The sequence below is a fragment of the Promicromonospora xylanilytica genome (assembly GCF_054782895.1).
Map to the genome: position 1 here is coordinate 141425 of NZ_BAAGRP010000007.1, position 14200 is coordinate 155624.

Annotated in this window: 13 protein-coding genes; 8 read left to right on the top strand and 5 right to left on the bottom strand. The window is 72.4% G+C overall.

The features are described from left to right. Positions 1 to 18: 18 nt before the first annotated feature. Positions 19 to 663 carry a MarR family winged helix-turn-helix transcriptional regulator gene (locus ACYVK7_RS08415; RefSeq protein WP_460887242.1) on the bottom strand — a complete coding sequence of 215 codons (645 nt, stop codon included), beginning with the start codon at positions 661 to 663 and terminating at the stop codon, positions 19 to 21. Positions 664 to 799: 136 nt separating this feature from the next. Here ACYVK7_RS08415 and ACYVK7_RS08420 point away from each other — a divergent pair, with 136 nt between their 5' ends. The 3 genes from ACYVK7_RS08420 to ACYVK7_RS08430 all read left to right on the top strand — a co-directional run bounded on the left by ACYVK7_RS08420 (position 800) and on the right by ACYVK7_RS08430 (position 5392). Then, positions 800 to 1246, top strand: coding sequence for a pyrimidine dimer DNA glycosylase/endonuclease V (locus ACYVK7_RS08420; RefSeq protein ID WP_460887243.1), 447 nt, complete (start codon positions 800 to 802; stop codon positions 1244 to 1246). Next, positions 1243 to 3501, top strand: a complete 2259-nt coding sequence (locus tag ACYVK7_RS08425; RefSeq protein WP_460887244.1) for an MMPL family transporter — start codon at positions 1243 to 1245, stop codon at positions 3499 to 3501. Before ACYVK7_RS08420 ends, ACYVK7_RS08425 begins: the two co-directional genes overlap by 4 nt. A 247-nt stretch (positions 3502 to 3748) precedes the next feature. Then, positions 3749 to 5392, top strand: a complete 1644-nt coding sequence (locus ACYVK7_RS08430) for an HNH endonuclease (RefSeq protein ID WP_460887245.1) — start codon at positions 3749 to 3751, stop codon at positions 5390 to 5392. A gap of 75 nt (positions 5393 to 5467) precedes the next feature. Here the strand turns inward: ACYVK7_RS08430 and ACYVK7_RS08435 are convergent, their stop codons facing one another. Then, positions 5468 to 6100 carry a TetR/AcrR family transcriptional regulator C-terminal domain-containing protein gene (locus ACYVK7_RS08435; protein ID WP_460887246.1) on the bottom strand — a complete coding sequence of 211 codons (633 nt, stop codon included), beginning with the start codon at positions 6098 to 6100 and terminating at the stop codon, positions 5468 to 5470. A 66-nt stretch (positions 6101 to 6166) separates the two neighbouring features. On the opposite strand from ACYVK7_RS08435, the gene ACYVK7_RS08440 reads away from it, so the two are divergent. Further along, positions 6167 to 6295: a hypothetical protein gene (locus ACYVK7_RS08440; protein ID WP_460887247.1), complete on the top strand. Its 129-nt coding sequence runs from the start codon at positions 6167 to 6169 to the stop codon at positions 6293 to 6295. 476 nt (positions 6296 to 6771) lie between these two features. Next, the gene (locus ACYVK7_RS08445) at positions 6772 to 7392 is read left to right on the top strand and encodes a GNAT family N-acetyltransferase (RefSeq protein WP_460887248.1); all 621 of its coding nucleotides are present in this window, start codon (positions 6772 to 6774) and stop codon (positions 7390 to 7392) included. A gap of 67 nt (positions 7393 to 7459) precedes the next feature. On the opposite strand, the gene ACYVK7_RS08450 is transcribed toward ACYVK7_RS08445, so the two are convergent. Together ACYVK7_RS08450 and ACYVK7_RS08455 are read right to left on the bottom strand one after the other, a co-directional pair. Further along, a complete protein-coding gene (locus ACYVK7_RS08450; RefSeq protein ID WP_460887249.1) occupies positions 7460 to 8353 on the bottom strand; it encodes a ferredoxin reductase in 894 nt (297 codons plus the stop codon). Positions 8354 to 8396: 43 nt separating this feature from the next. After that, complete coding sequence (locus tag ACYVK7_RS08455; protein ID WP_460887250.1) at positions 8397 to 9134, bottom strand: sulfite oxidase-like oxidoreductase; 738 nt, start codon at positions 9132 to 9134, stop codon at positions 8397 to 8399. A 41-nt stretch (positions 9135 to 9175) separates the two neighbouring features. Between ACYVK7_RS08455 and ACYVK7_RS08460 the strand changes: the two genes are divergently transcribed. The 3 genes from ACYVK7_RS08460 (at position 9176) to ACYVK7_RS08470 (ending at position 12696) form a co-directional block, all read left to right on the top strand. Further along, entirely contained in the window at positions 9176 to 9496 is a 321-nt protein-coding gene (locus ACYVK7_RS08460; RefSeq protein WP_460887251.1) for a hypothetical protein, read from the top strand. Positions 9497 to 9596: 100 nt separating this feature from the next. Then, positions 9597 to 11021 (top strand): NAD(P)/FAD-dependent oxidoreductase, encoded by a 1425-nt coding sequence (locus tag ACYVK7_RS08465; RefSeq protein WP_460887252.1) that lies wholly within the window; start codon positions 9597 to 9599, stop codon positions 11019 to 11021. Next, positions 11011 to 12696 (top strand): cytochrome b, encoded by a 1686-nt coding sequence (locus ACYVK7_RS08470; RefSeq protein WP_460887253.1) that lies wholly within the window; start codon positions 11011 to 11013, stop codon positions 12694 to 12696. Before ACYVK7_RS08465 ends, ACYVK7_RS08470 begins: the two co-directional genes overlap by 11 nt. A 207-nt stretch (positions 12697 to 12903) precedes the next feature. Here ACYVK7_RS08470 and ACYVK7_RS08475 read toward each other — a convergent pair whose 3' ends face one another. Continuing rightward, complete coding sequence (locus tag ACYVK7_RS08475; RefSeq protein ID WP_460887254.1) at positions 12904 to 14145, bottom strand: alpha-D-ribose 1-methylphosphonate 5-triphosphate diphosphatase; 1242 nt, start codon at positions 14143 to 14145, stop codon at positions 12904 to 12906. Positions 14146 to 14200: the final 55 nt, after the last annotated feature.

Below are 14200 nucleotides of genomic sequence, written 5' to 3' on the forward strand. Positions count from 1 at the left end.
TCCGCCAGGGCCGGATGGTCAGCTCGACGGCACGTCCGGGTCTCCGGCGTCCGCCCCGGCGCCCTCCGCGGTGCCGTCCGCGGTGCCCTCGGCCGTGCCCTCGGCCGTGCCCTCGGTGGTGTCCTCGGCAGTGGCCGCCAGGTCGTTCAGGAACCGGGTGACGATCTCCCTCTCCTGCGTGCTCAGGCGAGCCGCGGCGTCGAACCGGCGGGCGTGGGTGCGCCCGACGGCCTGCCGCGCCACCTTCCGCGTGTCCTCGGTGACCTCGATCGCGAGGCTGCGCCGGTCGGAGGGGTGTGGGAACCTCAGCACGTGGTCGCCGGCCACCAGCCGGTCGATCAGCTTCGTGGTGGACGCCGTCGTGATGCCCAGATGCTCGGCGATCGCGCCAGGGGTCACGACCCGCCCATGGTTCTGCATCGCGAGGATGAAGCGGATCGCCCGCATGTCGGTCTCACCGAGCTTCATGTAGCTCCGCGAGGCCTCGCTCATGCGGCGCTCGGCCTCGCGCCAGCGACGCAACGCCTCCAGCACACCGACCACCTGGTCGACGTCGCCGTCGTCCAGGCCCGTACGGCGCACCAGCTCCTGCTCGGGGTCCAGCACGCGCGGGTCCATCATCGAGGGCTCGTCCTGGTCGGGCGACAGGGGTCGGGGGCTCACGGTCGGATGCTACTCCGCTTCGACTTATTGCGTCCTGTGCTTGAATGTAGCCTGGCTAGCTAAATCCGGCCAGCCCCACATCGGTCCGCTCCCCGGCGACCAGACATGGAGGTCCTGAACATGGAGGTCCTGCCGCATGCGGCTCTGGTCCCTTGACCCTGCCCTGCTCGACCGCCAGGCACTCGTCGCCTGCTGGCGCGAGGCGCTCCTCGCGCAAGCCGTGCTCCTCGGCCGCACCCGCGGCTACACCGCCCACCCGCAGCTCGAACGGTTCCGCGAGCACCCGGAGCCCGCGACCGCGATCTCCGCGTACCTCCACGGGCTGCGCGACGAGGCGACACGACGCGGCTACCGGTTCGACGCGCAGCGGATCTCGCAGGTCCCGGACCGGAGCATCCGCGACACCGCCAGGATCACGGTGACCACCGGGCAGCTCGACCTGGAGTGGCGGCACCTCCTGAACAAGCTCGCCGTGCGCTCCCCCGCGCACCGCGCCCGGCTCGACCGGACCGTGCCGCCGGCAGCGCACCCGCTGTTCGTCGTCGTACCTGGCGACGTGGCGCGCTGGGAGCGTGCCTCATGACCACCGGTTCGCGCGTGCCGCGCTGGCTCCGGGTGACTCTGCCCGCCGTGCTCATCATCGTCTGGTTCGTGGGCGCCGCGATCGGCGGCCCCTACTTCGGTCGCGTGGACGAGGTCTCCTCCAACGACCGCACCGCCTACCTCCCCGCCACCGCCGAGGCGACCGAGGTGCAGGAACGACTCTCCGGCTTCACCGAGGGCGACGCCGTACCGGCGATCGCCGTCTTCGTCGCGACGGACGACGACGGCGAGGGCGCTGCTGGTGAGGGCGCTGCTGGTGAGGGCGCTGCTGGTGAGGGCGCGGGCGCGGCGGGCACGCTCACCGACGACGACCTCACCGCCGTCGCCGAGCGGCTCGACGCGGTCGCCGACCTGGACGTCGTCGACGGCGACGTCTCCCCGCCGCTGCCCGCCGAGGACGGCGCCGCCGCGCAGGCGTTCGTCCCGCTGTCCGGCTCGGTCGACCTCGGCGAGGCGACGGCGGAGCTCCGCAGCACATTGATCAGTGGCCTGCCGGACGGCATCGATCTTTACATCACGGGACCCGCCGGGTTCTCCAGCGACCTGGTGTCCGCGTTCGCGGGGATCGACGGCATCCTGCTCGGTGTCGCGCTCGCGGCGGTGCTGGTCATCCTCGTGGTCGTGTACCGCTCGCTGCTCCTCCCGCTCGCCGTGCTCGCCACCAGCATGTTCGCACTGTGCCTCGCGCTGCTGACGGTCTGGCACCTGGCGCGCTCCGGGGTGCTGCTGCTCAGCGGCCAGACCCAGGGCATCCTGTTCATCCTCGTCATCGGGGCGGCCACCGACTACGCCCTCCTGTACGTGGCCCGCTTCCGCGAGGAACTGGTGCACACGCCGGACCGGTGGACCGCGACCCTGCGCGCGCTGCGCGGCTCCTTCGAACCGATCCTCGCCTCGGGCGGCACCGTGATCGCGGGCCTGCTCTGCCTGCTGCTGAGCGAGCTGCGCTCCAACAGCGCACTGGGCCCGGTCGCCGCCGTCGGCATCCTCTTCGCGATGCTCGCCGCGCTCACCCTGCTACCCGCCCTGCTGCTCACCCTCGGCCGCGCGGCGTTCTGGCCCCGGCGCCCCACGTACGACCCAGCGGCCGCACGAGCCGGTGCCCAGGGCGGTGGCCTGTGGGGCAGGGTCTCCCGCGGCATCCGCGCCAGGCCGCGTACCGTCTGGGTGACGACGGCGGCGGTCCTCGCGCTCGGCTGCGTCGGCGTCACCCAGCTCCAGGCGACCGGTGTGCCACAGTCGGAGCTCGTGCTCGGTACGTCCGAGGCACGCACCGGGCAGGACCGGCTCGCGGAGCACTTCCCGGCGGGCTCGGGCAGCCCGGTCTACGTCGTCGCGCCGGAGGACGAGCTGCAGCGCGCGGCCGACGTCCTGCTGCGGGAGGACGGGATTGCCCAGGTGGCGGTCACCGCGGAGACCCCGAGCGGGACCGCCCCGGTGACCGCCGACGGCATCCAGGCGTTCGGGCCGGCTGGTGGCGCGCCGGGCGGAGCGGCACCGGGCGCCGCCCCGCCGCCGACGCCCGAGCCCGTGGTCTCGGACGGCGCGGTCCTGCTCCAGGGCACGCCGGACGATGCCGCGGACTCCGCGGCCGCGGAGCAGACCGTCCGCGACCTGCGCTCCGCCTACGCCGAGGCGGTACCGGCCGCCCTGGTGGGCGGCGAGTCCGCCACGGACCTCGACACGAACGAGGCCTCGATCCGGGATCGCGCCCTCATCGTGCCGATCGTGCTCGTCGTGATCCTCCTGATCCTCATGCTGCTGCTGCGCGCCGTGCTCGCGCCGGTGCTGCTGATCCTGACGACGGTGCTCTCGTTCGGTACCGCGATGGGGGTGGCGGCCCTGGTGTTCAACGACCTGCTGGGGTTCCCCGGGGCGGACCCGGCGGTGCCGCTGTTCGGCTTCGTCTTCCTCGTCGCGCTCGGGATCGACTACAACATCTTTCTCATGACCCGTGTCCGCGAGGAGTCGCTCACGCACGGCACGCGCGAGGGGGTCCTGCGCGGGCTTCGGCTGACCGGGGGCATCATCACGTCGGCAGGCCTGGTGCTCGCCGCCACCTTCACGGCACTGGCGGTCATCCCGGTGCTGTTCCTCGCACAGCTCGCATTCATCGTCGCCTTCGGCGTCCTGCTCGACACGTTCGCGGTCCGTTCGCTGCTCGTTCCCGCGCTCGGCTACGACATCGGCAGGGCGATCTGGTGGCCGTCGAAGCTGGCCCGGAGGCGACCGTAGAGGGCGACCGTGCCCCTCCGCCTGCCCCGTCCTGCACTCCTTCTGCATTCTGCACCCCTCCTGGTACTCCTCCTGCGCTCCTCCTGTCCTGGTTCTCATCCTGCACCCCTCCGACCCGATCGAACAGTTATCCACAGAATTTTTATCTGTCCATCTGTGCGCACGGTTGTTCGATAGGGTTGAGAGTGCAGGAAGGGCGGTCGATACCAGCCCGCACCGATGACGGACGGATCGAGGGGAGGTGGCCATGGAAGCAGCAGACCAGTACGACGGCGCGGCTCGACGCCCGGTCGAGCACGTCCTCGCCGAGCTGGAGCACCTCCTCGACGAGCTCGCGCACGCAGTCGGTCCGGGGACTGCGGGCGGGCCAGGGACTGCGGATGCGCTGGTGCCGCAGGAACCACCAGTGGCGACCTCGCTTCTGGTGGAGGTGTCGGCCCGGTTGCGGACTGCCGGAGCCCGGATGGACGCGGTGCGCTGGTCGATCCTGCCCCGGATCGAGTCCGCCGGGCTCTGGGCCCAGACCGGTGCGCGCACCTTCGCGGTCTGGCTGGCGCGCGCGGAGGACGTGCAGACAGTCACCGCACGCCGGGAGGTCCGGATCGCGCGGGCACTGCGTGACCACCTGCCCGCGACCCTGACGGCGGCCCTGTCCGGCGCGATCGGCACCGACAAGGTCCGCGCGCTGGTCGAGGTAGCGACCACCAGCACGACGCGCACCGAGGCTCTCGGAGCACCGGCGATCGACCTGGCAACGGTCGACCCAGCCACTACCGACCCGGCTACTTCCGACCCGGCGGCGGACGAGCCGGTCGAGGCTGCCACGGCCGCTGGAGCCGCGCCAGACGCCGAAGAGCCGGACCGCGGCACCGACGAGGGCGAGGGCGAGGGCGACAGCCACACCACGGTCGGGTCTGCCACACCGGCCTCCCCGACGTGGGAGGAGCAGCTGCTGGACTGGTCGAGCGAGAACGGCCCGGACCGGTTCCGCGGCCTGGTGCGCTACTTCGCCCGTCATGCCGACCCGGAGGCCGACGAGCGTGGCTACACCAGGGCCAAGGACCGCGAGTACGTCGCGGTCTCCCCCACGCTCGGCGGGTACCACCTGTCCGGATTCCTCACCGAGGAGCACGGCCACGCCCTGACCACCGCGATCGGGTCGGTCATGGGCGCCCCTGACGCGGGCGACGACCGTACGCCAGGGCAGCGCCGCGCCCAGGCCCTGGCCGACATCGCTCGCGTCGTGCTCGACCACGGGCACACCGGCACGGGGGCGGCCGTGCGGCCCCACCTGTCCGTGACCGTGTCCTGGACCGAGCTCCAGGCACTCGCTGCGAAGAACCGGATCAACGCCCGCCGGCCGATCGGCACCGGCACCAGCACCAGCACCGGAATCACCAACGGAATCACCAGCAGCACCGGTGGCGTGACTGGTGTTGCCGGCGTGGCCGAGCTCGACGGACTCGGGGTGCCCACGATCAAGACCCCAGCCGTGTTCACCGAGACCAACCACCCCGTCCCTGCCAGCCTGCTACGCCGCCTCGCGTGCGACAGCCAGGTCACCCGCATCGTGTTCGGGCCGGATTCCCAGGTCCTTGACGTCGGCCGCACCCAGCGCACCATCACGGGTCAGCTCCGGCGAGCCGTGATCGCCCGCGACAAGCACTGCGTCCTCGGCCAGTGCGACCAACCACCCTCACGATGCGAGGTGCACCATGCGATACGCCACTGGGCCGACGGCGGCGAGACCAGCGTCAACAACGCCGCCCTGCTCTGCTGGCACCATCACGACCTGGTCGACAGCCAGGGCATCACCATGCACTTCGACAACGGCTGGCACTTCACCGATCGCAACGGACACCCCGTCCACGCCTCCAGCCCGAGCACGTGACCGAGCCGCACCACGTTCGCACCGCACGTTCTCGTGCGCGTCCGTGTTGGTGGAGAGCTACGGCTACGGCTACGGCTACGAATCCTCACCGCCCGTCGCCACCAGCCCGACGAGCACGCGGCCAAGCCCGTCCCGGAACCACGCGTCGACGTCGGCGTCGAACGTCTCCGGAAGGCCGCCGGCGCTCGCTGCCTCGAGCCACGGGTGCCGACGACGAAGGCCCGTGCGGTCAAGCCGCCGTGCCTCCTGCGCCCACCAGAGGCGGTAGTCGCTCCCGGAGTGCATCGACTCGTCCCGTTCGGCGACGAGCAGCAGGGCCATACCTTGCACATAGCCGCTCAGTGCGATGTATCTACCGAGAGCCGACGGTGCGTCCAGACCGAGGTCCATGAACACCTCGGTACTCGTCCGTGCGGCCTCCAGGACGGCGGGAACGAGGGGCGGGCGGCTGCTCGCCAGGACCGGGACGAGCCACGGGTGCTCCCGGTAAGCCGCCCATTCCTCCTCGGCAAGGCGAGTGAGCGTCCGGACCGCGCTCTCGGACACGGTGCGGTCGGGCGACGCCGTGCGGCCCTGCGAGGCCGTGCCATCCGGGGGCAGCGTGCGGTTCGGCGACGCCGTGCGGCCCGGCGAGGCAGCGCCGTCCGGGGTTGGCGTGCCGTCCAGCGGCGCCGTGCGGTGGGGCGGCGAGAGAAGGCGCTGAACCATGGCCGCCAGGAGTGTGTCCCTGTTGCGGAGAGTCCGACGCGCCTCGGAGAGGGCGACACCTGCGTGATGCGCGACGGTGCGCAGGGTGACGGCGGCGATACCGTCCGCGTCAGCCAGCGCGACGGCGGTCTGAACCAGGTCACCGAACACCCCGCCGGATCCAGCACCCACTCCGGCGTCTGGACCCGCACCTAGGTCGGACCCCGGGCTCGACCCCGACGGCCTTCCTGGTCCCGGCCCACGTCCCGGCCCAGAGCCGGCACCGCGTCCACGCAAGCGCTCAGGCACACGCTCAGGCGTGCGTTCAGGCACGGCCTGTTGCCCTCGCCGCGGTGGTGACATCGGATCCACGAGACGGCCCTGGTCCCGACGGCGTCGATACGCCCGCGACTGACAAGACCGGGAACAGTAGCGGCGAGGCCGCCCGGTGCCCGCGACGGGGCCGAGGTCCCGCCCGCACTCCACACACGCCATGCTCACCCTTCGTGCCTCGGCGGCGTTACTCCCGTACCCGTGCTCCTAGTTCTCAACTGCTCGGAGTTTCGCCGGCTCGCAGACTCGCCAGATCGCAGACTCGCCAGATCGCAGACTCGTCCGCGACTAGTTTCGTCGCGTCAGCCGGTGCGACGAAACTACTGCACCAGCCCGCCCGAATCCATCAGCCTGGTTTCATGGCGACTTTCCCCGGAACCGTCCGACCGTCCGTGCCCTCGGAGTTCGGCGCGGTCCTGCCCGTGTGCGTCGAAGCATTCGCCGACGAGGAAGTCTCGGCGTGGGTCGAGCCCGAACCCGAGCTCCGGCAGGACCATACCCGCGAGCTCTTCGAGTCGTCCCTGCGGGCTGCCGTCGACGCCGGGCAGCTCGTCGTCGCGTTCCTGTCGACCGGAGAACCCGTCGCCGCCTCCGTCTGGGCCGAGCTGGACGGCGCCCCGCCAGATCCTGAGCTGCCCGATGACGACCGGCTGATCACCCGTCGGCTCGCCGCGGTCCTGTCCGCCACGGGGCCTCGGCACCCTGACGTACCGCACGTCTACCTGTCGGCCATGGCCACGCTGCCTCGGCGACGCAGGCTGGGCGCGGGGTCCGCCATCCTCCGCTACGGCCTCCACCGGGCGCGTGAGCTCGACCTTCCGGTCTACCTGGAGGCGTCGGCCCCGCGAAACCGCAAGCTCTACGCGCGGCACGGCTTCCACGATCACGGCGCACCGATATGCCTGCCCGAGGGCGGCCCGGTCCTGCAGCCCATGTGGCACCCGGTCCAAGCGCCGACGGCGGAGGGTGCTCCCGGCTGACCCCGAGCCCGATCCAGCCCAGCCCAGCCCAGCCCAGCCCAGCCCAGCCCAGCCCAGCAAGCGTGTCTCAGTCCGCCGCGGGTCCGAACCGTTCCGTCCGGACCCTGGCCGGGTCGTGGCCCTGGGCCACCACCATGCGCGTGACCGCCTCGACGAATCCTGTGGGGCCGCAGACGTACACCCGGGGTTCCAGCTCGGGCGGCCAGCCCCAGGCGGCCAGCTCGGAGGCGGTCAACCGTCGCGGACCGCGCAGCTCGGTCAGCGATACGGCGCGGGTGAAGATCGTACGGGCCTCGAACCCGTCGGTGCGGGCCGCGAGCGCCGCCAGCTCTTCGGGGTACAGCTGGTCCTCCGCCGTCCGGACCGAGTAGATGAGGCGGACCGGCGTCCGGTCCCCTGCCTCGTGCCGGGCCCGGACCATGGACATGACCGGGACCAGACCCGATCCTCCGGCGAGGAGCAGCACGGGCGTGCCGGCGTCGAGCACGGGGTCCCAGACGAACCAGCCACCGATGGGCCCGCGCACCTCGATCGCCGAGCCTGGCGGAAACTCGTCGACGAGGTACGGAGACACCTCGCCGTCGTGCACCCGTTGGACGGTGATCTCGACCCGGCCAGGGCCGGCCACCCTCGCTCCCGGTGCCGTCGCCCCAGCAGCCGTCACCCCACCGGCCGTCGCGCCCGCAGCCGTCGGCCCCGCAGCCGTCGGCCCCGAGGCCAGGGAGTATGACCGTTCGGCGGTGTACCCGTCGGGCGCTGTGAGCCGCAGGTCGATGTGCTGACCCGCCTGGTGGCCCGGCCATCCGGGCACGTCGAGCACGAGGGTCACGGCGGAAGGACTCTCCGGTCGCCGGTCCGCCAGGGTGGCGACCTGCCAGCCGGACCGTACGGCGTACCGCTCGCCGAGCCGGGTGCGCTGCGCCTCGCCGGGTCGGGCACCCGTACCCGGCACCTCAGTCATCCCGGCACCTCACTCACCCTGGCACCTCCGTCACCCTGGCACCTCAGTCACCCTGATACCTCTGCTCGCGCCACGGGTCGCCGAGGTCGTGGTAGCCGAGCTTCTCCCAGAACCCGGGCCGGTCCATCGGCATGAGGGTGAGCGAGCGCACCCACTTGGCCGACTTCCAGAAGTACAGGTGCGGTACCAGAAGCCGGGCAGGGCCTCCGTGCTCGGCGTGCAGCGGCTTTCCGTCGAAGGTGTGCGCGATCCACGCCTTGCCGCCCAGCAGGTCCGCCACCGGGAGGTTGGTGGTGTAGCCGCCGTAGGAGCCGACCATCGCGAACTCCGCGGTGGACTCCACCTCCGCGAGCAGCACGTCGAGGGAGATACCGCGCCAGCGGGTGCCGAACTTGGACCAGCGCGTGACGCAGTGGATGTCGACCGTCGGTGTCTCCTGCGGAAGGGCCATCAGCTCCGCCCAGGTCCAGGACTTCGTCGCGCCGGCCTCGTTGGTGACCGTGAAGCTCCAGGTCGCCGTACCGATGTTGGGCGTGGGGCCCGCGGAGAGGACCGGGAACCCCTCCTCCGCGTACTGCCCAGGAGGCAGTGTCACGCCCTCGGGGCGTGACCTACCGCGAAAGCCGGGCGTCAGGGTGGCGCCGCGGCCGGGTGCGAGCCCGCCCGGCTCGAGCCCGCCCGGTTCGAGCCCGCCCGGTTCGAGCCCACGCAGATCCGGGCTGCCCCGTTCGAGGCCGCCAGCATCTGGGCCGTCCGGTGCGGGCGGGGTCGCGCTGGTCATGCCTCAAGATAGTGCGACGGCGGCCGCTCCGTCACGCGTCAGTGCCCGAACGCGCGGGGCTGCGCCTCGCCTACGTGCTAGCCCGCCCCGGCCCCGCGATTGGTCAGGTTCGCAGCCACTGCTCTGGTCGCCGTGCTCGCGCTGGTCGCACCGGCGCGCACGCCGATCCACCACCCAACCTGCCGCAGAACGCCACCGGCATCGAGCAGCCGTTCTCCCCTGCCTTCTCCCCTGCCTGCCCCCCTGCCTACGACTACGACGGGGACGGCTGGTGCGCCGTGATGTACGCGAGCTACTTCGAGAAGGACCAGCCCATGGACGGCCCGATCGACGACGGTTCACCGCGTGGCTGGAGCGGATGATGCAGCCCCGGCCGGCGCCGGATGCCTTCGCTGTGACCACCACCACGTCACGTCTGGTCGTCCTGTGTTGTCGAACTGGTAAGACCACCAGGAGGGTGTGATGGAGAAGATTCTGATCGTCGGCGGCGGCTACGCAGGCTTCTACGCCGCGTGGAAGCTGGAGAAGAAGCTCCGTGACGACGAGGCGGAGGTGACCCTCGTCGACCCGCACGGTTACATGACCTACCAGCCGTTCCTGCCCGAGGTGACGGCCGGCTCGATCGAGGCACGGCACGTCATGGTGTCGCTGCGCAGGCACCTGCGCCGCACCACGATCATCGCCGGACACACGACGTCGATCGACCACACGCACCGCCGGGCCACGGTGCGGACCAACGACGGCGCGCTGCGCGAGATCGCGTACGACACCATCGTCGTCACCGCGGGCGCCGTGACCCGCACGTTCCCGGTCCCGGGCATCGCCGAGGAGGCGATCGGCCTCAAGCACGTGGAGGAAGCCGTCGCGATCCGCGACCAGCTCCTGACCGCCTTCGACCGGGCGGCGCTGGTCCCGCCCGGCCTCGAACGTCGCGCGCTGCTGACGGTTACCGTCGTCGGCGGCGGGTTCACCGGGGTGGAGGCGTTCGGCGAGCTGCTGTCCCTGGCCACGAGCCTGCTGCGTGCCTACCCCGAGCTCAGTGCCGACGATCTCGCCTTCCACCTCGTCGAGGCGAACGACCGCATCCTGCCGGAGGTGACGGACGGGCCGGGCCGCTGGGTCGTGAAGCACCTGCAGGCGCGGGGCGCGCACGTCCACCTCGGCACGCGGGTGGTCTCCGCAGCGGACGGCCGGATCATGCTGTCCACCGGTGAGTCGTACGCCAACGGGCTGCTGATCTGGGCGGCGGGCAACGGCAGCAACCCCGTCGTCGCGCGGAACACCGACCTGCCCGTGGACGAGCGCGGCCTGGTCCGGGTCCGGGCCGACCTGCGGGTCGGCAGCGACGAGGCCCTCGTCGAGCACGCGTGGGCGGCCGGCGACAACGCGGCGGTCCCCGACCTGACCTCGCCGGTCCCCGGCACGCGGACCGTGCCCAACGCGCAGCACGCGGTACGCCAGGGCAAGCTCCTCGCGCGGAACCTGGTCGCCGACCTGCGCGGCAAGCAGGTCCGGCCGTACGTCCACCACAGTCTCGGCACGGTGGCGACCCTCGGCATCGGGCACGGGATCTTCCAGTACCGGCGTCTGGTCATCAAGGGTTTCCTGGCGTGGCTCATGCACCGCGGTTACCACGTGCTCGCCGTCCCGACGTGGGAGCGCAAGATCCGCGTGCTGCTCGTCTGGATGTCCGCGGTGTTCTTCGGCCGGGACATCATCCCGCTGTCCACGGTGCAGCGGCCGCGCGCGGCCTTCCTCGCCGGCGGCGACCCGTTCGCGGGATCCGGCGCCGCCGTCCTCGCCGATGCCACCGCCGACGCCGCAGGGACCGCCCGGCCCGAGCCGAGCTCCCCGCCCGACCTGAGCGTGGTGCGCGATGCCGGCTGACCCGCGCCGTCGGTCGGCGCGGCCCGCTACCCGCACCGCGCGGGCCATCACTACGCCGGCCATCACCGCGCTGGCCCGACGGCGGGTGCACCTGCGCTGGTCGAACCTGTTCGGCGTCGTCACGTTCGCGTGCCTGCTCGTGCTGGCGGTGACGGGCGTGCTGCTGGCGACCTGGTACACACCGTCGAACGAGCTGGTGACCTACGCGGGGCCGTACGGACCGCTCCAGGGCGCGACCGTGACCGAGGCCTTCGCCTCGACCATGCGCATCTCGTTCGAGCAGACCGGCGGGCTCCTGGTACGCCAGACGCACCACTGGGCGGCACTCGTGATGCCCGCGTCGATCATCATGCAGCTTCTCGTCACGTTCTTCAGCGGGGGGTTCCGCCGCCCACGACGGCTGAGCTGGGTCCTGCTGGTCGGGGCCTTCGTGCTGGTCCTGCTCGCCGGCTGGAGCGGCTACGCCCTGCCGGACGACATGCTCTCCGGCACGGGCCTGCGCATCGTGGAGGGTGTGGTCCTGAGCATCCCGGTCATCGGCACGTGGGCGGCGAACCTGATGTTCGGCGGACCGTTCCCCGGCCGGATCATCGAGAACCTGTACCCCGTGCACGCCGTGATCGCCCCCGGTCTGCTCGTCGTGGTGATCGCGGTGCGGGCCGTGCTCGCCGTCCGGCACGGGCAGCCGCAGCCGGCACCGACCGCTCGGCCCACGGCCTCGCTCGGGCTGCGCCTGTGGCCCGACGCCGCGCTCCGCGCCGCCGGCATGGTCGGTCTCACGAGCGCCGTGCTCGTACTGCTCGGGGCCACCTCGACGATCAGTCCTGTCTGGTCCTACGGGCCTGCGTCCGTCGGTGAGGTGGGCGCGGGGAGCCAGCCGGACTGGTACATGGGGTTCCTCGACGGTGCGCTGCGGCTGGTCCCGGTCGGCTGGGAGACCGAGTGGGGCGGGTGGACGTGGACGTTCGCGACGCTGGTCCCGCTCGCCGTCATCGGCGCGTACTTCGCGCTCCTGATCGTCTACCCGTACATCGAGGCGTGGGTGAACCAGGACCGCGCCCCGCACCACGTGCTCGACCGGCCGAGGAACGTCCCGGTACGCACCGGGATCGGCGTCGCCGGCGCGCTCTTCTACGGCATCCTGTGGGGCGCGGCGAGCGCCGACATCGTCTCGACCGAGTTCAGCGTGCCGTTCGAGACGGTCATCACCGTGCTGCAGGTAGCGGTGGTCATCGGTCCGGCGCTGGCGTTCGAGGCGACCCGGCGCATCTGCATCGGCCTGCAGCGCAAGGACCGGGAGATCGCGTTGCACGGACACGAGACGGGCCGGGTCGTCCGCATGCCGAACGGTGGGTACGTCGAGATCCACCAGCCGGTCGGCGACACGGAGCGGGCGCGCCTGGCCGTGACCCCGGTTCCGGCGACGCCGGGCCGGGCGGACGACGACGGACACCTCCCGGCGCGCGAACGGCTCCGCGGGGCGCTGTCCCGGCAGTTCGGCACGGGGCATGTCGTGGCAGCGGACAACGACGGTGGTCCGTCGGGCTCCACGGCGGGCACGATCGAGGCAACCGGAACGACGAGGACGACCGGGACGGCCCAGACGACCGAGACGACCGAGACGACCGAGACGACCGGCGAGTCGACGGGCAGGGACCTGACCCACTCGGGGTGAGCCCGCCCGCCGAGTTCGGTCCGATGCACCGCCGGGTGAGGTGAGTTCGGTCGGTTGGTATGAGATCGGTCAATCGTCCGACCGATCTCATACCAACCGACCGAACTCACGCCGACCGAACTCGCCTGGGCCACCGAGCAACCGGGCGACCGAGCAACCGGGCCACCGACGGGGCACAGTCACAGATCCGCCGTCACCGACCCACCCTCACCGGTCCACCGTCCGGAGCGTCGCCACCACCGCCGGCCACCGGCCCAGGTTCCGCACCAGGACGACGTCAGCCCGTGCCCCCGGGACGAGCGAGCCCCGGTCGGTGAGCCCTGCCGCACGCGCCGGGCCGGAGGTGACGAGGGCTACGGCGCGCGGCAGGTCGGCCAGCCCTTCGCGGACCAGCACCTCGACGGCGGCGAGCAGGGTGGCGGGCACGTAGTCGGACGCGAGCGCATCGACCAGCCCGAGCGCCACGAGCTCGCGCGCCGAGACGTTCGCGGTGTGCGAGCCGCCGCGCACCACGTTGGGAGCGCCGGCCACCACGGACAGCCCCCGCTCGTGCGCGGCTCGGGCTGCCGCGACCGTCGTCGGGAACTCAGCGATGACGCCGCCCCGGGCCGCGAGCGCCTCGATGTCACCGGGCGTCTCGGGGTCGTGGCCCGCCAGCCGGACGCGCCCGGCGGTGGCGAGGTCGCCGAGCCTGGCGAGGGTCGCCGCGGCGACGTCGGCCCGCTCCTCACGTTCGCTGCGCCAGCCCTGGACGTGCGTGCGCGCGGCGGTGGCGGAGAAGCCCTCGCGGCCGACCAGGAGGCGTTCCATGTCCGCGGGGTCGGCGTACTGCCCGATCCCCGGCGTGTGGTCCTCGTGCGAGACGAGCGGCGGGATGTCGTCGGGCGAGGCCTGGGCGAGCGCGGCCTCCAGCGCCGCGAGCCCGGCGGGACTGCGGATGTCGAGCCGGTGCAGCACCCGCGCGCCGGACGCCCGGGCCTCCGGCGCCTGGAGCGCGTGTAGCAGGTCCTCGGGTCCGGGCGCGCCCGCGGGCAGGCCGACCGGCGTGTGCGCGCCGAAGGGCACGCCGTGGAAGGCGGTGAGCACGCCGCAGCCGGCGAGGCGTTCGGTGGCGGTGCGGACGGCGAGGTCGAGCGGGAGGTCGGCCCCCGGTCGCGGACGGCGCTCGTGCGCCAGGACGTCGGTATGCACGTCCACCAGGGCCGGCAGGCACAGCGCTCCGCCGCCGTCGAGGTCTGCGGCCGCGCCGGGCCGGCGCCGGCCCACCTCGACGATGCGGCCGTCGCGGGCGACGACCCGGGCGTCCTCGACCACCTGGTCGGGCAGGACGGCGGTGACGCCGACGAGGGTCCAGTCCTCCGGCGTCGTCCCGATCGGCCAGCCGCCCACCCGCACCGGCTGCACCGGCTGCACCGGCTGCTCCGAAGGCCGGCTCGTCGCATGGTTCACCGCCCCATGTTGTCCGGACGACCTGGCGGGACGGTGAACGACAGTTCACCCGCCG